The following is a 21855-nucleotide window of genomic DNA, read 5'->3' on the forward strand; positions in this document are numbered from 1 at the left end:
GCCGCTAAATCCTTGAACCACGCCGCCCGATGAGCGGTGAATGAGGAAATCATGAGCAAAACCAACGCATCCCTGATGAAACGCCGCGAAGCCGCTGTCCCACGCGGCGTTGGTCAAATTCACCCGATCTTCGCCGACTCTGCGAAAAACGCCACCGTCACTGACGTTGAAGGCCGCGAGTTCATCGATTTCGCCGGCGGCATCGCGGTGCTCAACACCGGGCACCTGCATCCGAAAATCGTCGCGGCGGTGCAAGAGCAGCTCACCAAGCTGACCCATACCTGCTTCCAGGTTCTCGCCTACGAGCCGTACGTCGAGCTGTGCGAGAAAATCAACGCGCGCGTGCCCGGCGATTTCGCCAAGAAAACCTTGCTGGTCACCACCGGTTCCGAAGCGGTGGAGAACTCCATCAAGATTGCACGCGCTGCCACGGGCCGTGCGGGCGTGATCGCATTCACCGGCGCTTATCACGGCCGGACCATGATGACCTTGGGCCTGACGGGTAAAGTCGTGCCTTACTCTGCGGGCATGGGCCTGATGCCTGGCGGCATTTTCCGTGCGCTTTACCCCAACGAACTGCATGGCGTCAGCATCGACGACTCCATCGCCAGCATCGAGCGCATCTTCAAGAACGACGCCGAGCCAAAAGACATCGCTGCGATCATTCTGGAGCCTGTCCAGGGTGAGGGCGGTTTCTACGTCGCGCCGAAAGCCTTCATGCAACGCCTGCGTCAATTGTGCGACCAGCACGGCATCCTGCTGATCGCTGACGAAGTGCAAACCGGGGCAGGTCGCACCGGCACCTTTTTCGCCATGGAGCAAATGGGTGTTGCACCGGACTTGACCACTTTTGCCAAATCCATTGCCGGCGGTTTCCCGCTCGCCGGTGTCTGTGGCAAAGCCGAATACATGGACGCCATCGCGCCGGGCGGCCTGGGCGGCACCTACGCTGGCAGCCCGATTGCCTGCGCCGCAGCGCTGGCTGTGATGGAAGTCTTCGAGGAAGAGCACTTGCTGGACCGCTGCAAAGCGGTGGGTGAGCGTCTGGTGACGGGTCTTAAGGCGATCCAGGCCAAATTCCCCGCTGTCATCGGTGACGTTCGCGCGCTGGGCGCAATGATCGCGATCGAGTGCTTCGAAAACGGCGATACGCACAAGCCAAACGCGGCTGCGGTGGCATCGGTAGTGGGCAAGGCGCGTGAGAAAGGCCTGATCCTGCTGTCCTGCGGCACCTACGGTAACGTCTTGCGCGTGCTGGTCCCGCTGACCTCGCCGGACGAGCAACTGGACAAAGGCTTGAAGATCATCGAAGAGTGCTTTGCTGAACTGGCTTGATCAATTTGAGCCGGGGTCGCAATTGATCAAATTGTGACCAAATCGTCAGAAAAAATCTGCTTCGGCAGGTTTTTTCGTTTGTTGACGTCAGAAATTGCGCTTTTGGCCTGTCTCAGACGGCGGTCTTTGACTAATGTATTTAGACCGTTGCCGGAGAGTCATGATGACCGTTGTAGAGGCACCTGCAGTACCTCGCGTGTTGATTGCCGAGGCCGATCCCTGGGCCCGAGAGATGCTCAGTGAGCTGGTTTTGAATGTGCGTTGCGATGCACAGCTTGATGTGTGCACGGACGGCAAGCAGGCGATTGAGTTGATGCGGGGTTATATCCCGGACTTGGTGATCGCTTCCCGTGAGCTGCCGGGCGTCGACGGTTTGAGCCTGTTGCGCGGTGTGCGGCTGCTTAAACGCCAGCCCCCCGTGCGCTTCATTCTGCTCAGCAATCGCAACGACAGCGCCAGCGTACGCGAAGCCGTTCAATTGGCCCCTACCGCCTACCTGACCCGCCCCCTCAACATCGACAACCTGCGCCAGCGTCTGGAGCATTTGCTGCTCAAGGATGGCGCGCAAGTGGCTTGCGAGGTTCCGGCACTGGCACCTGGCGTGGGCTTGGATGCTTTTCTGGAGCAACGCCGCGAACTGGCCGACGGCGGCCCATTGTACGTCGATGTACGCGACGTGCTGGCGCGCAGTCGCAGCCCGGCAGGGGTCGATCTCAAGGCGCTTGAGCACGAGTTGATCGAAGATCCGCACGTCACCGCTGTGTTGATTGCCGCCGCCAACAGTGCGTCCCAGCACCAGGGCAAGCCTCAGCAGACACTGGGGCAGGCGTTAAGTGTTCTGGGCGGCGTACAGAGTGCCAATCTCGTTCAGGGGCTGGCGCTCAAGCGTGGCGCGATCCTGACCGACGCAGCACTGATTTTGCAGGCCAGTGACATCTGGGACGTGTCGCGTCGGACGGCAGGGTACGCGCAAATACTCGCGCGCTCGCTGGAGCTGGATCACGAACGCTGTTATTGCGCCGGGCTGCTCAGGGGGTTGGGCGATCTGTCGGTCATCCGGTGCCTTCAGGAGTGGCTGCAAGGCGGAGGCAAGTTGGATGATGTGACCATCGCTCATGCGCTGGAGCATTATGCCGCAGCCTTCGGTTCGGCGTTGCGGACACGCTGGCGCTTGCCGCTGGAGTTACGTGAGCTGATTGCGGCTGTCTACCAGTACAACACGGGGGTCTACACCCGAGAAGTGCTGGCGATGAACTTGGCTGGGCAAATGGGGAGGCTGAATCAGGAGGACCCTGTAGAGGCACTTGCGAAAAGCAAGTCGGCGCGTCTGTTGAAGATCAATGCTTCTGATCTGGAGCGAGTGCGAAGCAAGCTGGTAGCGTGAGCAAGGGCCGCGTCACACCAACACAATCTGATTCTTGCCCTGCCGTTTGGCCTGGTACATGGCCGCGTCAGCGCGGGCAAACAGGGCCTCCAGGCTCTGATCCTGCTTGCCGAGGTTCGTCAGGCCCTGACTGGCCGTGATGCCGTACACCTTATCGTCGCGCGGGAACGTCAAACGCTGGATTTCCCGTTGCAATCGCTCGGCGATCTGTTTGGCCATGTCGGGCGCGCAGCCGACGAACACCGCCGCGAATTCCTCGCCACCGATGCGCCCGAACAAATCGCCGCGACGCAGCGTGTTCCGGCCGCACTCCGCGATGCGCTGCAGCACGATGTCTCCTTCCTGGTGGCCCCATGTGTCGTTGACCATCTTGAAATCATCGACATCGAGGAGAAGGAACGCCATCGGCGTGCCTTGAAGCCTGGCCTGTTCGAATTCCCGCTGCGCGCACTCGAAGAAGTGTCGACGGTTGCTGCTCTGGGTAAGCACGTCAGTGGTCGCCAGGCGCTGAAGCTCGTCTTCCAACTGCTTCTTCTCGGTGATGTCTTCGGCAATCCCCACGACGATCAGGCGCTGGTCGGCTTGATGGCTCACAAAGCACTTGTCACTGAGCCATCGCACTTGCCCGTCCGCACGGATGATGCGGTATTCGCGATCCTCGATGGAGCCCTTTTCCAGGACCTCACTCAGGCTGCGCTCGGCGTAATCCAGATCATCGGGATAGATACTGTCGCGCCACTCGCCGAAGTCAGCGAGCAGCAGGCCTGCGGAGCGACCGAAGATGCGCTCGTACGCGGGGCTGACATAGACCATGCGCTGCGTCTGCCAATCGAATGCCCACAACACGGCATTGACACTGACCAGCAGGGAGCTGAACAGCTGCTCCCGCTCGCTCAAGCGCGCCACTTCGGCCTGAGCGTGCATCAGGGCAAGGAGTGTTTCGGCAGAGGCGGGAGTGTCAAGGGAAGGCGTCTGGTTGTCCATGGGCACTGCATCTCAAGAATAAGGTGCGGCGCACAGCCACAACGTGTTTCAGCATAGCGGGGAAGTGATAGTGAGATCGGTATAGTGGCCCTTAGTTCAACCGGCACACGCCTGGACAAGCGTGCGCCGATCAACGGCATCAGGCGTGGTGAGGGCGCAGCGAGTAGGTTTTGAGCTGGTCGGCGAAGTCGCGCAGGGACTGAATGCCACTGGCTTCGGCCTCGTGCATCCAGTCTTTGATGGCGGCGAGCATGTCGTGGCCATTGCTGCTGGTCCGGGCCCAGATCTGTTGCAGCGCGAGGCGTTTTTCGTAGATCACCTTCAGCGCCTGACTGTGCTCAAGAAGGGTCTGGATACGCATCTGATGGCGGTCTTCCAACAGGCTGGTTTCCCGCGACAGCAGGCGCTTGGCGCGTCGGAACTGATGCCGCACCGACGCGTCGGCCTTGGCCAGTTCCTGTTTGACCAGCGGCGCGATCACCAGCTTGCGGTACTGCGCCATGATCTGGAACCGGTTATTCAGGATGGCCATGGCAGTGTCCATGTCGACATGGCCCTTGCCGGCGACACGGTGGGCGATAGGCGCCACGCGTTGCACGCTGGCCAGCCGCAGCCAGGTAAATAGCTTGATCCACGCCCAGCCCATGTCGAATTCCCAGCGTTTGACCGACAGCTTGGCGGAGTTGGGGTAGGTGTGGTGATTGTTGTGCAGTTCTTCACCGCCGATCAGGATGCCCCATGGCACCAGATTGGTCGCCGCATCACGGCACTCGAAATTACGGTAGCCAACGGCATGACCCAGGCCATTGACCACACCGGCTGCCCATAATGGAATCCACAGCATCTGAATGGCCCAGACCGTGATGCCGATGACACCGAACAGTGCCAGGTCGAGTACTGCCATGATCGCGATGCCCAGCTTCGGATAGCGCGAATACAGGTTGCGCTCGATCCAGTCTTCAGGGCAGTTCTTGCCGTAGATCCGCAGGGTTTCGGGGTTTTCCGCTTCGACGCGATACAGCTCGGCGCCTTTGCGCAACACGGTGGACAGCCCCTTGACGACGGGGCTGTGCGGGTCATCGCGGGTTTCACATTTGGCGTGGTGCTTGCGATGGACGGCGGTCCACTCGCGGGTGTTCTGCGCGGTGGTCAGCCACAGCCAGAAACGGAAAAAATGCTTGAGCCCGGCATTGAGCTCCAGAGAGCGATGCGCGGAGTAGCGATGGAGATAAACTGTGACGCTGACGATGGTGACGTGGGTCATCGCCAGAATGACTGCGACCAATTGCCAGACGGACAGGTCGAGCAGACCGTTGTTCCACATAGGCTGAGTTGCCCTCGGTTGTAACGCATCGGGAGGCAGGGCGCATGCGATGGCCCTGAGATGACAGTGCGCATTATCACTTAGCAATCTGATAAAACCAGTCGGTGTTTCGGATAAGCGTCGCAGGATGTTTCTTAATCTATAATCCCGGCCATCTGTAAGGCTTTTGGTTTTCCATGTCAGCGATTACCCGAGATGCGCTTAAAACCGCGCTGTTGTATGGGCTGCTGTCGGTTTTCTGGCTAGCGTTCTGCGACTTCGCACTTCCTCACCTGATCGAAGATCCGGGTCGGTTGGCCAGTGCTCAACTGATGAGCGGTTATGCCTGGCTGGTGGTCAGCGGCATCTGCATCTTCCTGGCCCGCGGCCGATTGTCGCGGAGGCTGGCTTCAGGCCCGCGGCGGGGTGAAGACATTCAGCGTCTGCGCCTGGCGTCGGCGGTGTTCGACAGTACGCTGGAAGGGGTGCTGGTAACCGATGCCAATGGCGTCATCGTGCACGTCAACCGCGCCTTCATGGAAATCACCGGCTACCGACAGGACGAAGTGCTGGGTCTGACACCCGCCAAGTTCAAATCCGGCCGACACGGGCCGGAATTTTACGAGCGCATGTACAAAACCATTCTCAGCGCCGGGCAATGGAGCGGCGAGATATGGAACCGCCGTAAAAGCGGTGAGGTGTACCCGCAGTGGCAAAGCATTCGGGTCATCAAGGACGATCAGGGTGTGATCACTCACTTCGTCGCTGTGTTCTCCGACATCACCACGGTCAAGCATTCCGAGCGCGAACTGGCCCATCTGGCCCACTACGATGCACTCACCGGCCTGCCCAACCGCCTGCTGTTCATCGACCGCGCGGAGCAAGCGCAAACCCATGCACAGCGCCATAAGCAGACCCTGGCGTTGCTGTTGATCGACCTGGATCACTTCAAGCACATCAACGACAGCCTCGGTCACAATCTGGGTGATGAGGTGCTCAAGGCGGTCGCCGAACGGCTGACCCGCCTGCTGGAGAAGGGGCTGACACTGGCCCGATTGGGTGGCGATGAATTCGCGGTCCTGGTGGAGGGGCCTTATCACGCGGCCCAGGCGGCGGAGCTTGCGCAGTCCATGCTCAATGGCTTGCGCGAGCCCTTCGTGATCGAAGGACAGTCGTTGTTCCTCACGGCGAGTATCGGCATCAGCCTGTTCCCCAGCGACGCACTGACTGCCGAGCAATTGTTGCGCAATGCCGATGCCGCGTTGTTTCAGGCCAAGAGTCAGGGGCGCGAAGGCTATGCGTTGTACACCGAGCAATTGACTGCTCACGCTCAGCGTCGTGTGGAGCTGGCCACGGAATTGCGCCGGGCCATCGAGCATGAGGAGCTGCGCGTATTCTATCAGCCGATTCACAACCTCAAGACGCGTCGTATCGAAGGGGTCGAGGCCCTGGTGCGCTGGCAGCATCCGCAATTGGGGATGGTCTCGCCGGGAGAGTTCATCCCGATTGCCGAGCAAAGTGGCTTGATCGCCCATATCGATAATTGGGTGTTGGTTGAGTCGTGTCGGCAGATGCGCCAGTGGCTCAGCGAAGGCATTGAGCTCTCGTTCGTGGCGGTCAACGTTTCCAGCCGACTGTTCAGCCGCGGCGATCTTGAACGTCGAGTGGCGCGGGCACTGAACGAGACCGGTCTGGCGCCGCAACATCTGGAACTGGAGGTGACGGAAAGCGCGGTCATGGACGACCCCGAGCAGGCAATCGAACAGATGCACCGGTTGCGCGAGTTGGGGCTTAAGTTGTCGATTGACGATTTCGGCACCGGCTACTCGTCTTTGCTACGGCTCAAGCGGATGCCTGTGCAGAAGTTGAAGATTGACCAAGGCTTCGTTGCGGGCCTGCCCGAAGACGATGACGACGTCGCCATCGTCAACGCGATCATCGCACTGGCGCGGGCCATGGGCATGCGGGTGTTGGCTGAAGGCATCGAGCACGCCGATCAGGCGGATTTTCTGCTGCGTAATCAGTGCGAACTGGGCCAGGGCTACTGGTTCGCTCGGCCGATGCCCGCCGCCCAGATCGACTGGCAGCATGCGCCGGAGTTCGCTTCTGTCTGACGCCCGAAAGGGTTACTCGCCCTTCGGGTGACAGGTCTGCAGCCGTGGGAATTCGCGAAAAGCGGGCGTTTCCCAAGGCCTATAAAGCGAGGGTGTTCGCGTAATTTCCTTTGGTTATATCTGCATTCTTAAATAGTATTTTTAAGAATATCTCCCCGTCTCTAATATCGCTCCCACGCCATAAGCAGCCGATTTTCACCGTTGCTGCGGGCAATCTCTCAAGGAGCACCATGATGAGCGCATCCCTACGTAGCGTCGACGGACAGGACGAAGCAAGCATTCTGCGGGAAATTCAAAGTGCGCTGCGCGACCTGCGTTTTGGCGCAGTTGAAATCACTGTGCACAACGCGCAGGTCGTGCAGATCGAGCGCAAGGAAAAATTCCGGTTGCAGAACCCCGGCAAACAGTCGAACTGAGTCAGACCGGTAGGAGTGCGCTTGGCCCAAACCAAGCGCCTCCCTACAAAAAGTAAAGCGTCGTAAAAACTAGAAAAACGCCAACAACACCGATTTCCAGGAGCTTGATTCATGTCCATTCGCCGCTATGCGCTGGCAGCGCTCGCCAGTGCTGTGTTCGCCGGTTCCGCTTTTGCCAAGGACTACCAATTGCTCAATGTGTCGTATGACCCGACGCGCGAGCTGTACCAGGACTACAACGCCGAGTTCATCAACTTCTGGAAGAAATCTCACCCAGGTGACAACGTGGTCATCAACCAGTCCCACGGCGGCTCGGGCAAGCAAGGGCGCTCGGTCATCGATGGTTCGCCTGCGGATGTCGTCACCCTGGCACTGGCCGGGGACATCGACGAAATCGCCAAGCTGGGCAAGTCGCTGCCAACCGACTGGCAGAAGCGTCTGCCGGATGCCAGCACCCCCTACACGTCGACCATCGTGTTCCTGGTGCGCAAAGGCAACCCGAAAGGCATCCATGACTGGGGCGACCTCATCAAGAAAGACGTTTCGGTGATCACCCCCAACCCGAAAACTTCCGGAGGCGCCCGCTGGAACTTCCTGGCGGCGTACGCCTATGGGTTGAAGGCCAACAATGGCGACGAAGCCAAGGCCAACGCCTACATCAAGGAGCTGTTCAAGCACGTGCCGGTCCTGGATACGGGGGCGCGCGGTGCGACCATCAGCTTCGTGCAGAACAACTTGGGCGACGTTCTGCTGGCTTGGGAAAACGAAGCCTTCCTGTCACTGAAAGAAGATGGCGGCGCCGATAAATTTGATATCGTCGTGCCTTCACTGTCGATCCTGGCCGAACCGCCTGTAGCGGTCGTCGATAAAAATGCCGAGAAGAAAGGCAACACCGAAATCGCTACCGAGTATCTGAAGCACCTGTACAGCAAGGAAGGTCAGGAAATCGCGGCGAAGAACTTCTACCGTCCTCGTGACAAGGAAGTGGCGGCCAAGTACGAGAAGCAATTCCCGAAACTGGGCTTGGTGACGATCGATAAAGACTTTGGTGGCTGGAAATCGGCCCAGCCGAAATTCTTCGACGACGGCGGTATTTTCGACCAGATATACGTACCGCAGTAAATTCAGCGTACGTACCTGAATGGTAAGTGCGCGCTTGGTCTGGTCCGTATCCGGACGATTGCTATCTGTCAGTAGATTTGCTTCCTGACACGCCCTCATCGCGGGCAAGCGCGCTCCTACAATTAGTGCGGCGATATCTGCTAGATTTTGCGGCGTTTTCGCAGACCAAGATAAAAGACCCGGACTTGTGCCGGGTTCTGCGTATCAACCAAGGACACCTATGTCTCGACGCATATCCCCCGTCATACCCGGCTTCGGGCTGACGCTGGGTTACACCCTGGTGTACCTCAGCTTGATTGTGCTGATACCCCTCGCGGCCATGTTTGTACACGCGTCTCAGCTGAGCGCCGCGCAATTCTGGAACATCGTCACCGCACCTCGGGTGCTGGCGGCGCTGAAACTGAGCTTCGGCACGGCGTTCTATGCGGCCATTATCAACGGCGTCATCGGTACGCTGCTCGCCTGGGTGCTGGTGCGCTATTCCTTTCCAGGGCGCAAGATCATCGACGCCATGATCGACCTTCCCTTTGCGTTGCCCACTGCCGTTGCCGGCATCGCCCTCACTGCGCTGTACACGCCTACGGGGCTGGTTGGCCAGTTCGCGACGGACCTGGGCATCAAAATCGCCTACACGCCGCTGGGGATCACCCTGGCGCTGACGTTCGTCACCCTTCCGTTCGTGGTGCGTACTGTTCAGCCCGTGCTCGCCGACATTCCGCGTGAGGTCGAAGAAGCTGCCGCTTGCCTCGGCGCACGGCCGATTCAGGTGTTTCGTCACGTCTTGGTGCCTGCGCTGTTGCCCGCCTGGCTGACCGGCTTCGCGCTGGCTTTCGCCCGTGGCGTAGGAGAGTACGGCTCGGTGATTTTCATCGCCGGTAACATGCCAATGAAAACCGAAATCCTGCCGTTACTGATCATGGTCAAACTCGACCAGTACGATTACGCCGGCGCGACCTCCATCGGCGTCTTGATGCTGGTGGTGTCGTTCATTCTGTTGCTGCTGATCAACATTCTGCAGCGCCGCATCGAAACCCCGAACTGAGGAGGCGCTTATGTCCGGTCCATCGCTCATTGCTGCTTCCTCTGCGAACGCTGCCCGTCGGGGCAGCGCGGTGTCGCGGCGTATCCTGATCGGCCTTGCCTGGCTGGTTTTCGCATTGTTTTTGCTGTTGCCACTGTTCGTGGTCGTCAGCCAGGGCCTGAAAAACGGGCTGGGCGGATTCTTCACGGCGATTCTCGAGCCCGATGCACTGTCCGCACTCAAGCTGACGATTTATGCCGTGCTGATTTCGGTGCCATTGAACGTGGTCTTCGGTGTCGCGGCGGCATGGTGTGTCAGCAAATATTCATTTCGCGGCAAAGCGGTTCTGGTGACGCTGATCGACCTGCCGTTCTCGGTATCCCCGGTGATCGCCGGTCTGGTCTACATCCTCATGTTTGGCGCCCGTGGCGTCTTCGGCCCTTGGTTGCAGGACCACGACATCCAGATCGTTTTCGCACTGCCCGGTATCGTGTTGGCAACCATCTTCGTCACCGTGCCATTCGTGGCCCGTGAGTTGATCCCCCTGATGCAGGAGCAGGGCACCCAGGAAGAAGAAGCGGCTCGTCTGCTGGGCGCCAATGGCTGGCAGATGTTCTGGCATGTGACCGTGCCCAATATCAAATGGGGCCTGATCTACGGGGTGGTGCTGTGCACCGCACGGGCGATGGGCGAGTTCGGTGCGGTCTCGGTGGTCTCCGGCCACATTCGCGGCGTCACCAACACGCTGCCGCTGCATGTCGAGATTCTCTACAACGAGTACAACCACGTGGCTGCATTTGCCGTGGCGAGCCTGTTATTGATCCTTGCGCTGTTCATCCTGCTGCTCAAGCAGTGGAGCGAAGCGCGCATTAGCCGTCTGCGCCAAAGCGCGGCGGAGGAATAATCCATGTCGATCGAAGTCCGTAACGTCAGCAAGAACTTCAATGCTTTCAAGGCCCTCAACAGCATCAATCTGGACATCCAGAGTGGCGAGCTGGTGGCGTTGCTGGGGCCGTCCGGGTGTGGCAAGACCACGCTGCTGCGCATCATTGCCGGTCTCGAAACGCCGGATCAGGGCAATATCGTGTTCCATGGCGAGGATGTTTCCGGTCACGACGTGCGTGATCGCAACGTCGGGTTCGTGTTCCAGCACTACGCCTTGTTCCGCCACATGACGGTGTTCGACAACGTCGCGTTCGGCCTGCGCATGAAGCCGAAGAACCAACGCCCTAACGAAACCCAGATCGCCGCCAAGGTCCATGAACTGCTGAACATGGTGCAACTGGACTGGCTGGCGGACCGTTACCCCGAGCAGTTGTCCGGCGGGCAGCGTCAGCGCATCGCCCTCGCTCGGGCCCTGGCCGTCGAGCCCAAAGTGTTGCTTCTGGATGAGCCGTTCGGCGCGCTCGACGCCAAAGTGCGCAAGGAGCTGCGCCGCTGGCTGGCGCGTCTGCATGAGGACATCAACCTGACGTCCGTGTTCGTGACCCACGACCAGGAAGAGGCCATGGAAGTCGCCGATCGCATTGTGGTCATGAACAAAGGGGTGATCGAGCAGATCGGCTCGCCGGGCGAAGTGTACGAGAACCCGGCCAGCGATTTCGTTTACCACTTCCTGGGCGATTCCAACCGCCTGCATCTGGGTGAAGACAATCATGTGCTGTTCCGCCCCCATGAGGTCTCCCTGTCGCGTCAGGAGGTGGAAGGACACCATCCCGCGGAGGTGCGCGACATCCGCCCGTTGGGCGCGACCACGCGGGTTACGCTGAAAGCCGAGGGGCAGCCAGAGTTGATCGAAGTCGAGGTGGTGAAGGACCACGACAGCCTGATCGGCCTGGCGCGAGGGGAGACGTTGTTCTTCAAACCCAAGGTCTGGCAGAAGTTGGAAAACCTCTGATCGGCTGATCAACACATGATCGTGCCCACGCTCTGCGTGGACATGCATCCCGTGACGCTCCGCCTCACCCTGGCGATGGACGCGGAGCGTCCTGGGCGGCGTTACCACGCGGAGCGTGGGAACGATCTGACAGCCTTCGGCAGAAACGGGCCGAGGAGCTTTTAAACCGCTGCTTTCTTCAAATCCCGCTTGTGCGTGCGCCCCACGCGCCCCTCGATGTTCCCTTGCAACTTCCTGCGCATCCCCATCAGAAAAGCCGCTTCGGCCGTGACGAACAGCGGGCCGATGATCAGGCCGGAAAGGTCGTCCACGAATGCCGGTTTGCGGCCTTCGTAATAATGGCCGATGAACTGAATGACCCAGCCCACGACGAACAGCGCCACACCCGAGCCGAGCCAGACCATCGTGCCTTGCTGCGCCAAGTGGGCGCCAATCCACAGGAACAACGCCAGGACCACCCCCAGGGCAATGCCCAGTGGCCTGTCCAGTCGAAGGTAGAACAAGGTGGCAGCTACGGTTGCCAGCAACGCCGGGGACAGCCAGAGATCACCCAGCGCCCAACTGCTCCAACCAGGACGTGACAGCAGGACCGCCACCGCCAGCACGATCAGCGGTACGCCAATGAAATGCGTGGCGATATTACGTGTGTCGCGGTGGTAGGCCGCGTACTGACTGAGGTGATCGACGAGGTTTTTCATTGTTATTCCTCCCGTAAAGCATGGATCATGCGCCCTGATTTTTGGCCGGGCCCGTTGATGGGCTCAGCCTGCAACAAAACGCCAGCGAGAAAAAGGAGATTCACATGACGAATGGAACCCAATGGCGCTCGTGGTTGCTGAACGATCACTGGTTCAACGATTTGCCCGCCTCACTGCAGGATAGTCTGCTCATGGGCATGCGGCAGCGACGCTTCACGCCGGGCAAGCTGATCTTCGAACGGGGCGCACCGCCTTGCGGGCTTTACGCGCTGCTCGATGGATCCCTGCGCTTCAACGACCTCAAGCAGCAAAGTCAGTGGCTCCCTTGCCCGGTGACCGCACGGCCTTACTGGTTCGGCGAAGTTTCCCTGTTCGATGATCGACCGCGGCTGCGGGACGTCTATGCCGCAGACCAACTCATCCTGCTGCACATGCCCCAGGCGCCGCTTGAGCAACTGTTGAACGAACAGCCCAGGTACTGGCGCTATTTCGCCGACCTGCTGAGGCGCAAGCTGAACCTGGGGGTGCCGTCGCCCGAGCAGATGACGTCATTGCCTACCGATGAGCGGGTGGCCTTTCGGCTGCTGATGCTCGCCCAGGGGTACGGAGACATGGACCGCTCGGTGCGCATCATTTCCATTGCCGACCTGCATTCAACGCGCTGTCTGGGGCTGGCGCCCGATGTGGTCGATCGCGTGCTCGAGCAATTCGCCGAACGCGGACTCCTGCGCCGGGATCATGATTTCATCAGCGAACTGGACATTGGGCGCTTGCGCACGGTTGCGCAGCATCGTCTGACGTTTGCCGGAGCATGACGCGCTGAGTGCAGCACGGTAATACGGTCCGGTAGGCATGGCGGCCCATCGTTTCGCTCATAAGCGAGCCGGGCAAGAGGAGTCTGGATGACAGGGCGTCGCGGAGGAATGAGCCCAGCGCTCAAGCCGAATGCCCGAGGCGCTAGAACCATCGCCAACAAAATTCTGTAACAACCCATCCGTATTCTCTGCATATCCCCGGCGAGCTGGGGGCAGACAGCGTGATTATCAGGGCCGCTCCTTAAGGCAGGGGGTGGCCCTCTTTTTTGCCGCCTTTGCGGCGCCAACCCTCGCGCTACGACATATAAGAGATGGGTATTAATAAATATCTTCTTATTCTTTTTCGAATATATGTCACGTCTCTAAACTCGCCGCCATGAACGCAGAAAATGCAGGAGGCGAAGGCCATGCATAACGAATCGATCCGCTACCTGATCGTGCCCGGCTGGCAAGGATCTGCCGACGACCACTGGCAAACCCACTGGCAGCACAGCTTGCCCAATAGCGTGCGTGTAGAGCAGGCAGACTGGTTCAAGCCACGCCGCGAGGATTGGGTGGGTGAACTCCAGAGAACGATTGCCGCCGATACCACGCCGGTGATTCTGATCGGCCACAGCTTGGGCTGCATCACGGTCGCCCATTGGGCTCAATGGGCGCCTTTGGAGACGCTGCGCCAGGTCCGGGGGGCCTTGCTGGTCGCGCCGGCTGACGTGGAGCGTCCCAATTGCCCGCCCGCCATCCGCAACTTCGCCCCTATTCCCGAGCATTTACTGCCGTTTCCGACGCAAGTGGTCAGTTCGGATAATGACTCCGCCGTCAGCGCGCTACGTGCAATGGAAATGGCCCGCAATTGGGGAGCCGAGATCGGCATTCTCAGCGGTGCTGGCCATATCAATGTGAAGTCCGGCCACCAACGCTGGGAGCAGGGGTTCGCTTACCTGTATCGCCTGCAAGGCCGTATCGAGCAACTCACGCGCCGTCGCGCGTGACACGTCGCGGCGTAGTCACGCGCGCCCACATCGGTCTTTTTCGCCGCAGTGATCCGACAGGCGCTGCGGTTTTTTTTTAAACGTCCAGGCATCGATGGCTTGGGCGGGAGCCTGCCATGAGCCATTCAGATCTACCGCAACAGCCGCTTCTCACTTTCCCTGACGCCGAAAAAAGCCCCTTGAGCATCCGTGCCAAGGCGCTGGTGTTTTTTGACCCGCGGTCGCGTCGATTACGGGAGGAGATGGAGCAGTTGGCGCCTCTGGACCTGCCGGTGCTCATCCGCGGCGAGCCAGGAACGGGTAAAGAATTGCTCGCGCGGCATATTCATCGCGGCAGTGATCGCGCCGGGCTGTTCGTCTCGGTGAATTGCGGCGCAATCAGTCCCACTTACGCAGAAGCCGAATTGTTTGGCTACGCACCAGGTACGCACAGTGGCTCGGCCAGCAGCCGGGCAGGGTGGTTCGGTTCGGCCACTGGCGGGACGCTGTACCTGGACGAGATTGCCGACTTGCCATTGGCGATCCAGATCAAGTTACTGGCTGCGCTGGAGAATCACGAAGTGACCCGCGTCGGCGCCTCGCAGCCCACGCAGGTCGATGTTCGGCTGGTGGCCGCGACGAGTATTGACCTGAGCCTGGCCGTCAAAGCCGGAAAATTCCATGAGCGCCTTTACCGTTACCTCAGCGAAGGGCGCCTGGATTTACCGTCGCTGAGGGAGCAGCCGGGGAATATCCTGCCGTTGGCCGAATACTTTCTGGGGATCTACAGCCAGCGCCTGGATTTTGAAATGCCTCTGATCAGCGAGGCGGCTCAGCACCTGCTGGAAGCGCATTTTTGGCCGGGCAATACCCGAGAGCTGGAGAACGTCATCCATTTCGCCCTGCTGGTGAGCAGCGGCTCGGAAATTCTGCCGGAACACCTCAACCTGCCCTTGCGCTGATTGCCTGTGCAGGAGCGCGCTTGCGCGCCATGACGTCGGGACATCAGACATTAGGGTGGCTGACACAATGCAATCGCGGGTAAACGCGCTCCTACCAAGCGGTTCTTCATACGCAACCTGCGATTTAGACAGTCGGATGGTGGCTAAAAGCCTTGTGAGAACCAAAAGGCATATACATTCGCTTAAAAAGTATTGTCTCGGCATAAAAAATGTCGGTAATGTCCGCGTCAGCCGCCACCCTCCCGGGTCGTACCCGCGGCATCCATGAAACAGAGTTGCCCACAAGGCGACCGGATTCTACTAAGGACATCGCATGAAAAAGACGTTGCTGTTCACCGCATTGGCGGCTGCCCTCTCCTTCGGCATCAACGCGGCACAGGCTGCGGAAAAACTGGTCGTAGGTGCGACCGCCGTTCCCCACGCCGAGATTCTGGAGCTGATCAAGCCTGAGCTGGCCAAAGAGGGCGTGGACCTGCAGATCAAGGTATTCACCGATTACGTGCAACCGAACGTGCAACTGAACGAAAAACGTCTGGACGCCAACTATTTCCAGACCAAGCCCTACCTGGACGGCTTCAACAAAGGTAAAGGCGCGACGCTGGTGACCGGTGTGGGCGTACACGTCGAACCGTTCGGCGGCTATTCGAAGAAGTGGAAGTCCATCGACCAGTTGCCCGAAGGCGCTACCGTGGCCATTCCAAACGAAGGCAGCAATGCCGGTCGCGCCCTGCTGTTGCTGCAGAAGAACGGCCTGATCACCCTGAAAGATCCGACCAACGCGCTGGCGACACCCAAAGACATCGCCACCAACCCGAAAAAACTGAAATTCCGCGAGCTGGAATCGGCCCTGCTGCCGCGCGCGCTGGACCAGGTCGACCTGGACCTGATCAACACCAACTACGCGCTGGAAGCCAAGCTGAATCCGAAGAAAGACGCGCTGATCCTGGAAGGCTCCGACTCGCCTTACGTGAACTACTTGGTGACCCGTACGGACAACGCCCACACCGACGCCATCGAAAAGCTTTCCAAGGCGCTGACCAGCCAGCAAGTCAAAGACTTCATCAACAAGAAGTACGACGGTGCGGTATTGCCAGCGTTCTGATGAGCAGATGATGTTGTTGAAGGTGCGAGCTTACTCGCGATGGCGATGCGTCTTACTGCTGTGTTCGACTTGATGCATCGCCAGCAAGCCCCAGCCTTCCAAGGGTGGTGACATCACTGCCCTGCGTTTTTCACGCCGACGGCACGTATCTGCGTCGGCGTTTTCGCATGGGTGCCCAATGCGCGGCGCAGCGCGATGAGCAGCTTCACATTGTCTTCAGAGGCTTTGCCCTGGCCATGATCTGCATCGTTTTCGCGTAGCGGCATCGCTGTTCCTCTCATTCCCATGCCCGATAGTCGGTTCGTTCCGTATCAAGCCTCGCTGCAAGACGGAAGATAGACAGGTAGTGGAGGACGTGGTTCTGGGGCCATTCGGAATTTTCACCGCGGCGTGCGTCGGATGGTGGCATTGAGCCTTGGCTAGTTCTTTCGGCGCTATCCATATTCCGCAACAGTATTTAAATTTCCTTTCTTATATCTATAAAGTTCCGCCTCATCAGTCAGCCCTTTGAGTCGGAGTTCTCATGCCAGCAGTCTCCCCCGCTTCCTTGTCGGCGCAAGCGCCGGGCCAGCAGTTCGACGTGCGTCCATTCACCGAAAAGGTGGGCGCGGAGATCGTTGGGCTTGACCTATCAAAGCCGCTGAACGACGCAGACTTTGCGTGCGTGCACCGCGCCCATCTCGACCACCACGTCGTGGTGTTTCGCGACCAGCACATCACACCGCAGCAGCAGATCGACTTCAGCCGCCGTTTTGGCGTGCTGCAGATCCATGTGCTCAAGCAATTTCTGCTGCCCAACCACCCCGAAATCCTGATCGTCTCCAATATCGTCGAGAACGGTCAGCCGGTCGGGCTGGGCGACGCGGGCAAGTACTGGCACTCGGATCTCTCCTACAAAGAACTGCCAAGCCTGGGATCAATGCTCTATGCCCAGGAATTGCCCAGCGAGGGGGGCGATACATTGTTCGCCGATATGCACCTGGCGTGGGATACGTTGCCTGACCACCTGCGCAAGGCCGTCGAAGGTCGCAACGCGGTGCACAGCTATACCTCCCGCTACCGTGACGGCCGCAACGCTGAGAACTGGCGCCCGACCCTCAGCGCCGAGCAACTGGCACAAGTGGCGGTCGTCAGCCATCCGATCGTGCGGACCCACCCGGAAAATGGCCGCAAGGCGCTGTTCGTCAGCGAGGGCTTCACCACTCATATCGTCGGCCTGCCTGAAGACGAAAGCCGGGCAATTCTGGATGAGCTTTATGCCCACAGCGTGCGCCCGGAGAACGTTTATCGCCATAAGTGGCAGGAGAACGACATGGTGTTCTGGGACAACCGTTCCCTGATTCACCTGGCCGGTGGCACTCCCGACCATCTGCGCCGGCGCCTGCACCGCACGACCATTCAGGGCGATGCGCCGTTCTGATCCACTTTTTGATTGAGAGCTCGCTCAATGAATGCTGTTCTGCAAAGCCACACGGCTAGCGATCGCTTGAATGCGCAACAGGCCGATCAGCCTACCGCTGAAGCGCTGTTGCAAGTCCAGGGCGTCAGCCTTGAGTACCGCACTCCGCAGCGTGTTGTGCGGGCCACCCATCAGGTCAGTTTCGAGGTCGACCCGGCCGACCGCTTTGTCCTGCTTGGCCCGTCGGGCTGCGGCAAGTCCACGCTTTTGAAGGCGGTGGCCGGTTTCATCACGCCCAGTGAAGGGCAAATTCGTCTGGCGGGCGAGCAGGTCAGAGAACCCGGGCCGGATCGCATCGTCGTCTTTCAGGAGTTCGATCAACTACCGCCTTGGAAAACCGTCATTGAGAACGTCATGTTCCCGTTGCTCGCGTCACGCACCCTCAAACGCCGAGAGGCCGAGGAGCGTGCGCGGCATTACCTGGAAAAGGTGGGCCTGAGCGCCTTTGCCGAGGCGTACCCGCATACCCTGTCCGGGGGCATGAAAGCCCGTGTGGCCATTGCGCGGGCGTTGGCGATGCAGCCGAAAATCCTGCTGATGGACGAGCCTTTCGCGGCGCTTGACGCGCTGACCCGTCGCAAGATGCAAGAAGAATTGCTGGAACTGTGGGAAGAGGTGCGCTTCACGCTGTTGTTCGTGACTCACTCCATCGAGGAAGCGTTGGTGGTCGGCAACCGGATTCTGCTGCTGTCGCCGCACCCGGGGCGCGTTCGTGCCGAGATCAATAGCCATCAATACGACCTCAAGAGTCTGGGTGGCGTGGATTTTCAGGCCTCGGCCCAGCGCATCCATCGCTTGCTGTTCGACGAGGGCGAAACGCCTGCGGTGGAGCAGGATCTGCGGTTTCAAGACATTCGGATCGCCTATTAATGCGCGCCTCGTCCCTGTAGGCGCGCGCTTGCCCGCGATTGCAATCGACTCATTACATTGTTGTCGATGACACACCGCAATCGCGGGCCAGCGCGCTCCTCCGGGACGGTGACCCAAGAGAGACAACACCATGAGCCTTTCCCCCCCGATTCGCGAGGAATATGAAATCGCGCTGGAGCCTTTCACCCAAGAAGACCTGGCCCGCGATATTCCCCTCGCCCAGCGCATCTGGCAGCAAGGCTGGGTACGCAAGAGCGTGATTCTGATCGCCCTGGCGGTGATCTGGGAAATCGCTGCGCGCGTTCAGGGCAACGATTTGCTGTTGCCGAGTTTCATCGACACCGCCAAGGCGTTCGTCGATGGCGTCGTCACTGGCGAGCTGCTGGCCAAGGTCTGGATTTCCCTGACGGTGCTGGTCAAGGGCTACCTGATCGGCATTGTGCTGGCGTTCGGCATGACCACCCTGGCGGTGTCAACGCAACTGGGCCGTGACTTGCTGGCCACGTTGACCTCGATGCTCAACCCGCTGCCCGCCATTGCACTGCTTCCTCTGTCGCTGCTGTGGTTTGGTCTGGGCGAGAACAGCCTGATTTTCGTCCTCGTGCACTCGGTGCTTTGGGCCTTGGCGCTCAATACCTACGCTGGCTTTCTCGGGGTGTCCGAGACCCAGCGCATGGCCGGGCGCAATTACGGCCTGAAGGGGATCCGGTTCGTCTGGCACATTCTCATCCCGGCGGCGCTGCCGTCGATTCTGGCCGGGTTGAAAATCGGCTGGGCGTTTGCCTGGCGCACGCTGATCGCCGCCGAGCTGGTCTTCGGCGCGTCTTCGGGCAAAGGCGGTCTGGGCTGGTACATCTTTCAGAACCGCAATGAGCTGTACACCGACAAGGTGTTCGCCGGCCTGGCGGCCGTGATCATCATCGGTTTGCTGGTGGAAAACCTGCTGTTCAGCAATGTCGAGCGCCTGACCGTCAAGCGCTGGGGCATGCAGCGTTGAGTCAAGCCTAAGAAACACGCCGCTGCATGGACCGGACTGCCGGACATGAAGCCACACAACACTTATTCGCTTTCATGTGAGGAATTCATGGGGACTTCATTCAAACGTCCGGCATTGACCGTGCTGGCAACCACGCTGGGTCTGTTCGGCGCGCTACTGAGCAGCGGCGCGAACGCCGAAGGCAAAATCAGCATCGCTCAGCAATTCGGGATCGGCTACCTGATTCTCGATGTGGTTCAGCAGCAAAAGCTGATCGAGAAGCACGGCAAGGAGCAGGGCATCGATATCAAGGTCGACTGGAACAGCATTTCCGGCGCCACCGCGATGAATGAAGCGCTGCTGGCCGGCGCGCTGGACGTGGTGTCGGCGGGCGTGCCACCGATGCTCACCATATGGGACCGCACCAAGGGCAAACAGAACGTCAAGGCCATCGCCTCGCTGGGATCGATGCCCAACTACCTGTTGAGCAACAATGCGAACGTGAAGAGCATCAAAGACTTCACGGACAAAGACCGCATCGCCGTTCCGGCCGCCGGTGTGGGCTTCCAGTCGCGCACCTTGCAGATCGAGACTGCCAAACTGTTCGGTAACGATAACTACAAGAAATTCGACACCATCTCCGTCAGCCTGCCGCATCCGGACGCTACCTCAGCGTTGATCGCTGGTGGTTCGGAAATCAGCGCGCACTTCTCCAGCCCGCCGTTCCAGTACCAGGAGCTGGAAAACCCCAACGTGCACGAAGTGCTGAGCTCGTACGACGTATTGGGCGGTCAGGCGACCTTCAACGTGCTTTATACGACGCAGAAATTCCACGACGAAAACCCGAAGACGTACAAGGCTTTCTACGACGCGCTGGCTGAAGCCGAGAAGATCATCAAGGCCGACAAAACGGCAGCGGCCAAGACCTACATCGAAGTCGAAAAATCCAAACTGCCATTGCCGCTGGTGGAAAAGATCGTCAACGATCCGGAAATCGATTTCACCGTCGTGCCGCAACGCACCTACATCTACGCCGAGAAACTGCATGAGATCGGCGTGCTGAAGAACAAGGCGGACAGCTGGAAAGATTTCTTCTTCGAAGAAGCCCACGGGGGAGCGGGTAGCTGAGGCGATCCCGTGCTTCGGCAGCTAGGCGTGACGGCAGATCGCCGAGTAAGCCACGCTGCCGCAGAGGGGAGCGCCATTCAATCGGGCCAACGCCATGGCGGTTGATCGAGCATCCCCTGACCGACGATACCGGTCTGTCCCAATTCCTTCTCCAACACAATGCTGTTGCAGTGGGGGTCTCGTTCCAACGCTGCAATCAAACGGCTGGCGTGTGACACCACCCAGATCTGGCAGTTTTTCGAGGCCCGGATGATCAGCCTGGCCAGCGCAGGCAACAGGTCCGGGTGCAGGCTGGTTTCCGGCTCATTGAGCACCATCATCGTGGGCGGGCGAGGCGTGAGCAGCGCAGCGATCAGCAGCAGATAGCGAAGCGTACCGTCGGACAACTCCGAGGCCGACAATGGCCGGAGCAACCCATGTTGGTAGAACGCCAGCGCGAACAGCCCCCCTGCCTGTACGTCAATCGCAATGCGTGCGCCGGGGAATGCATCGCTGATCGCATCATCCAGCACGTCAGGCTCGCCGATTTCACGGATGGTCTGCAGCGCTGCGGCCAAGTCCCTGCCATCGTGATGAAGGACGGGCGTGCGAGTGCCCAGTTGCGGTTGGCGCGCGGGGGCTTCGGTGTCACTGCGAAAGTGATCATAAAATCGCCAACCCCGAATGCGTTCGCGAAGCTCGATCACTTCTGGAGAGGACCGCATGCTGCCCACCTGATCGAACAGGCTGTCGAACGTGGGAGTATGTTGCGCGAGGACGTCCCAACTGCGGCCCTCGCGAGCGCGGATCATAGGGCCGGCACGATCCACCAACAGGCTGGCGGGGCGGTAGAGAGGGCCAGCCCAGATGCATTCGCGCTTGATCTCGGGGTCGAGGCCGAAGGCGCTTTGATCGAGCGGCGGCGGTGGCAGGCCCAGTGAGATGGCGTAACTGAAGTCCTGCGCCGCAAACCCCAGACGCAGGCGGACCACATCACTGCGCGGCCCTCCTTGAATCTCGACCTCACCGTTGCGCATGCGCCGGCTGATGCTTTCCGGTCCGGCCCAGACCGTAGAACTCAGGCCACCTTCCCTTGCCAGCGCATTGATGACCCCACCCTGCGCCGTCTCGGCCAGCAACCGCAGCGCTCGGTAAAGGTTGGATTTGCCACTGCCGTTAGGTCCAGTGACCAGATTCAAACGCGCCAGCGGCACGATCAGTGTGTTGATCGAGCGGTAATTGGCGATGGCGAGGGTGGTAAGCATCGAGCATTCCATGCGGTGAGCAGGCGTGACTGGCGAGTCCGGTTGGCCGAGTTTAGC

20 protein-coding genes and 1 pseudogene are annotated in these 21855 nt (G+C 59.7%); 16 read left to right on the top strand and 5 right to left on the bottom strand.

Annotation, left to right across the window (positions count from 1 at the left end; all coding sequences use genetic code 11):
- Positions 1 to 51 precede the first annotated feature (51 nt).
- Positions 52 to 1335: a 4-aminobutyrate--2-oxoglutarate transaminase gene (gabT, locus tag N5D61_RS24180; RefSeq protein ID WP_279894454.1), complete on the top strand. Its 1284-nt coding sequence runs from the start codon at positions 52 to 54 to the stop codon at positions 1333 to 1335.
- 163 nt (positions 1336 to 1498) lie between these two features.
- A complete protein-coding gene (locus N5D61_RS24185) occupies positions 1499 to 2719 on the top strand; it encodes an HDOD domain-containing protein (protein WP_108237593.1) in 1221 nt (406 codons plus the stop codon).
- Positions 2720 to 2731: 12 nt separating this feature from the next.
- On the opposite strand, the gene N5D61_RS24190 is transcribed toward N5D61_RS24185, so the two are convergent.
- Positions 2732 to 3703 carry a sensor domain-containing diguanylate cyclase gene (locus tag N5D61_RS24190; RefSeq protein WP_108237594.1) on the bottom strand — a complete coding sequence of 324 codons (972 nt, stop codon included), beginning with the start codon at positions 3701 to 3703 and terminating at the stop codon, positions 2732 to 2734.
- Between the two features lie 139 nt (positions 3704 to 3842).
- Positions 3843 to 5027 (bottom strand): delta-9 fatty acid desaturase DesA, encoded by a 1185-nt coding sequence (desA, locus tag N5D61_RS24195; protein ID WP_108237595.1) that lies wholly within the window; start codon positions 5025 to 5027, stop codon positions 3843 to 3845.
- Between the two features lie 176 nt (positions 5028 to 5203).
- Here desA and dibA point away from each other — a divergent pair, with 176 nt between their 5' ends.
- From dibA to N5D61_RS24225, 6 genes are all read left to right on the top strand, one after another.
- Complete coding sequence (gene dibA, locus N5D61_RS24200) at positions 5204 to 7120, top strand: phosphodiesterase DibA (RefSeq protein WP_279894455.1); 1917 nt, start codon at positions 5204 to 5206, stop codon at positions 7118 to 7120.
- 233 nt (positions 7121 to 7353) lie between these two features.
- Positions 7354 to 7536: a sulfur starvation response protein OscA gene (gene oscA / locus N5D61_RS24205; RefSeq protein WP_108237597.1), complete on the top strand. Its 183-nt coding sequence runs from the start codon at positions 7354 to 7356 to the stop codon at positions 7534 to 7536.
- Positions 7537 to 7647: 111 nt separating this feature from the next.
- Positions 7648 to 8658: a sulfate ABC transporter substrate-binding protein gene (locus tag N5D61_RS24210; protein ID WP_279894456.1), complete on the top strand. Its 1011-nt coding sequence runs from the start codon at positions 7648 to 7650 to the stop codon at positions 8656 to 8658.
- A gap of 220 nt (positions 8659 to 8878) precedes the next feature.
- Positions 8879 to 9700: a sulfate ABC transporter permease subunit CysT gene (cysT, locus tag N5D61_RS24215; RefSeq protein WP_108237599.1), complete on the top strand. Its 822-nt coding sequence runs from the start codon at positions 8879 to 8881 to the stop codon at positions 9698 to 9700.
- Between the two features lie 10 nt (positions 9701 to 9710).
- Entirely contained in the window at positions 9711 to 10583 is an 873-nt protein-coding gene (gene cysW, locus N5D61_RS24220; RefSeq protein WP_108237600.1) for a sulfate ABC transporter permease subunit CysW, read from the top strand.
- 3 nt (positions 10584 to 10586) lie between these two features.
- Positions 10587 to 11576, top strand: coding sequence for a sulfate ABC transporter ATP-binding protein (locus N5D61_RS24225; RefSeq protein WP_279894457.1), 990 nt, complete (start codon positions 10587 to 10589; stop codon positions 11574 to 11576).
- A 161-nt stretch (positions 11577 to 11737) separates the two neighbouring features.
- On the opposite strand, the gene N5D61_RS24230 is transcribed toward N5D61_RS24225, so the two are convergent.
- Positions 11738 to 12274, bottom strand: coding sequence for an Mpo1-like protein (locus tag N5D61_RS24230; RefSeq protein WP_108237602.1), 537 nt, complete (start codon positions 12272 to 12274; stop codon positions 11738 to 11740).
- A 104-nt stretch (positions 12275 to 12378) separates the two neighbouring features.
- Here N5D61_RS24230 and N5D61_RS24235 point away from each other — a divergent pair, with 104 nt between their 5' ends.
- The 4 genes and pseudogenes from N5D61_RS24235 to N5D61_RS24250 all read left to right on the top strand — a co-directional run bounded on the left by N5D61_RS24235 (position 12379) and on the right by N5D61_RS24250 (position 16121).
- A complete protein-coding gene (locus tag N5D61_RS24235; RefSeq protein ID WP_279894458.1) occupies positions 12379 to 13089 on the top strand; it encodes a Crp/Fnr family transcriptional regulator in 711 nt (236 codons plus the stop codon).
- Between the two features lie 407 nt (positions 13090 to 13496).
- Entirely contained in the window at positions 13497 to 14078 is a 582-nt protein-coding gene (locus N5D61_RS24240) for an alpha/beta hydrolase (protein WP_279894459.1), read from the top strand.
- A 116-nt stretch (positions 14079 to 14194) separates the two neighbouring features.
- A pseudogene (locus N5D61_RS24245) lies at positions 14195 to 15010 on the top strand (sigma 54-interacting transcriptional regulator); the annotation flags it as partial.
- Positions 15011 to 15332: 322 nt separating this feature from the next.
- Positions 15333 to 16121: a MetQ/NlpA family ABC transporter substrate-binding protein gene (locus tag N5D61_RS24250; protein ID WP_108237605.1), complete on the top strand. Its 789-nt coding sequence runs from the start codon at positions 15333 to 15335 to the stop codon at positions 16119 to 16121.
- A gap of 113 nt (positions 16122 to 16234) precedes the next feature.
- Here N5D61_RS24250 and N5D61_RS24255 read toward each other — a convergent pair whose 3' ends face one another.
- Entirely contained in the window at positions 16235 to 16387 is a 153-nt protein-coding gene (locus tag N5D61_RS24255) for a hypothetical protein (RefSeq protein WP_279894460.1), read from the bottom strand.
- A gap of 257 nt (positions 16388 to 16644) precedes the next feature.
- On the opposite strand from N5D61_RS24255, the gene N5D61_RS24260 reads away from it, so the two are divergent.
- The 4 genes from N5D61_RS24260 (at position 16645) to N5D61_RS24275 (ending at position 20554) form a co-directional block, all read left to right on the top strand.
- Entirely contained in the window at positions 16645 to 17541 is an 897-nt protein-coding gene (locus N5D61_RS24260; protein WP_279894461.1) for a TauD/TfdA family dioxygenase, read from the top strand.
- A 27-nt stretch (positions 17542 to 17568) separates the two neighbouring features.
- On the top strand, positions 17569 to 18450 hold the full coding sequence (locus tag N5D61_RS24265) for an ABC transporter ATP-binding protein (RefSeq protein ID WP_108237607.1): 882 nt from the start codon (positions 17569 to 17571) through the stop codon (positions 18448 to 18450).
- Positions 18451 to 18580: 130 nt separating this feature from the next.
- Positions 18581 to 19447, top strand: a complete 867-nt coding sequence (locus N5D61_RS24270) for an ABC transporter permease (RefSeq protein ID WP_279894462.1) — start codon at positions 18581 to 18583, stop codon at positions 19445 to 19447.
- 87 nt (positions 19448 to 19534) lie between these two features.
- Positions 19535 to 20554, top strand: a complete 1020-nt coding sequence (locus N5D61_RS24275; protein ID WP_279894479.1) for an ABC transporter substrate-binding protein — start codon at positions 19535 to 19537, stop codon at positions 20552 to 20554.
- 77 nt (positions 20555 to 20631) lie between these two features.
- Here the strand turns inward: N5D61_RS24275 and N5D61_RS24280 are convergent, their stop codons facing one another.
- On the bottom strand, positions 20632 to 21798 hold the full coding sequence (locus tag N5D61_RS24280) for an AAA family ATPase (protein ID WP_279894463.1): 1167 nt from the start codon (positions 21796 to 21798) through the stop codon (positions 20632 to 20634).
- Positions 21799 to 21855: the final 57 nt, after the last annotated feature.

The sequence above is a fragment of the Pseudomonas sp. GD03842 genome (assembly GCF_029841165.1).
Taxonomy (GTDB): Bacteria; Pseudomonadota; Gammaproteobacteria; order Pseudomonadales; family Pseudomonadaceae; genus Aquipseudomonas.

Excerpts from the sequence above, each read along its gene's own strand:
- gabT (WP_279894454.1), top strand. The coding sequence starts at position 52 with ATGAGCAAAACCAACGCATCCCTGATGAAACGCCGCGAAGCCGCTGTC.
- N5D61_RS24185 (WP_108237593.1), top strand. The coding sequence starts at position 1,499 with ATGACCGTTGTAGAGGCACCTGCAGTACCTCGCGTGTTGATTGCCGAG.
- N5D61_RS24190 (WP_108237594.1), bottom strand. The coding sequence starts at position 3,703 with ATGGACAACCAGACGCCTTCCCTTGACACTCCCGCCTCTGCCGAAACA.
- desA (WP_108237595.1), bottom strand. The coding sequence starts at position 5,027 with ATGTGGAACAACGGTCTGCTCGACCTGTCCGTCTGGCAATTGGTCGCA.
- dibA (WP_279894455.1), top strand. The coding sequence starts at position 5,204 with ATGTCAGCGATTACCCGAGATGCGCTTAAAACCGCGCTGTTGTATGGG.
- oscA (WP_108237597.1), top strand. The coding sequence starts at position 7,354 with ATGAGCGCATCCCTACGTAGCGTCGACGGACAGGACGAAGCAAGCATT.
- N5D61_RS24210 (WP_279894456.1), top strand. The coding sequence starts at position 7,648 with ATGTCCATTCGCCGCTATGCGCTGGCAGCGCTCGCCAGTGCTGTGTTC.
- cysT (WP_108237599.1), top strand. The coding sequence starts at position 8,879 with ATGTCTCGACGCATATCCCCCGTCATACCCGGCTTCGGGCTGACGCTG.
- cysW (WP_108237600.1), top strand. The coding sequence starts at position 9,711 with ATGTCCGGTCCATCGCTCATTGCTGCTTCCTCTGCGAACGCTGCCCGT.
- N5D61_RS24225 (WP_279894457.1), top strand. The coding sequence starts at position 10,587 with ATGTCGATCGAAGTCCGTAACGTCAGCAAGAACTTCAATGCTTTCAAG.
- N5D61_RS24230 (WP_108237602.1), bottom strand. The coding sequence starts at position 12,274 with ATGAAAAACCTCGTCGATCACCTCAGTCAGTACGCGGCCTACCACCGC.
- N5D61_RS24235 (WP_279894458.1), top strand. The coding sequence starts at position 12,379 with ATGACGAATGGAACCCAATGGCGCTCGTGGTTGCTGAACGATCACTGG.
- N5D61_RS24240 (WP_279894459.1), top strand. The coding sequence starts at position 13,497 with ATGCATAACGAATCGATCCGCTACCTGATCGTGCCCGGCTGGCAAGGA.
- N5D61_RS24250 (WP_108237605.1), top strand. The coding sequence starts at position 15,333 with ATGAAAAAGACGTTGCTGTTCACCGCATTGGCGGCTGCCCTCTCCTTC.
- N5D61_RS24255 (WP_279894460.1), bottom strand. The coding sequence starts at position 16,387 with ATGCCGCTACGCGAAAACGATGCAGATCATGGCCAGGGCAAAGCCTCT.
- N5D61_RS24260 (WP_279894461.1), top strand. The coding sequence starts at position 16,645 with ATGCCAGCAGTCTCCCCCGCTTCCTTGTCGGCGCAAGCGCCGGGCCAG.
- N5D61_RS24265 (WP_108237607.1), top strand. The coding sequence starts at position 17,569 with ATGAATGCTGTTCTGCAAAGCCACACGGCTAGCGATCGCTTGAATGCG.
- N5D61_RS24270 (WP_279894462.1), top strand. The coding sequence starts at position 18,581 with ATGAGCCTTTCCCCCCCGATTCGCGAGGAATATGAAATCGCGCTGGAG.
- N5D61_RS24275 (WP_279894479.1), top strand. The coding sequence starts at position 19,535 with ATGGGGACTTCATTCAAACGTCCGGCATTGACCGTGCTGGCAACCACG.
- N5D61_RS24280 (WP_279894463.1), bottom strand. The coding sequence starts at position 21,798 with ATGCTTACCACCCTCGCCATCGCCAATTACCGCTCGATCAACACACTG.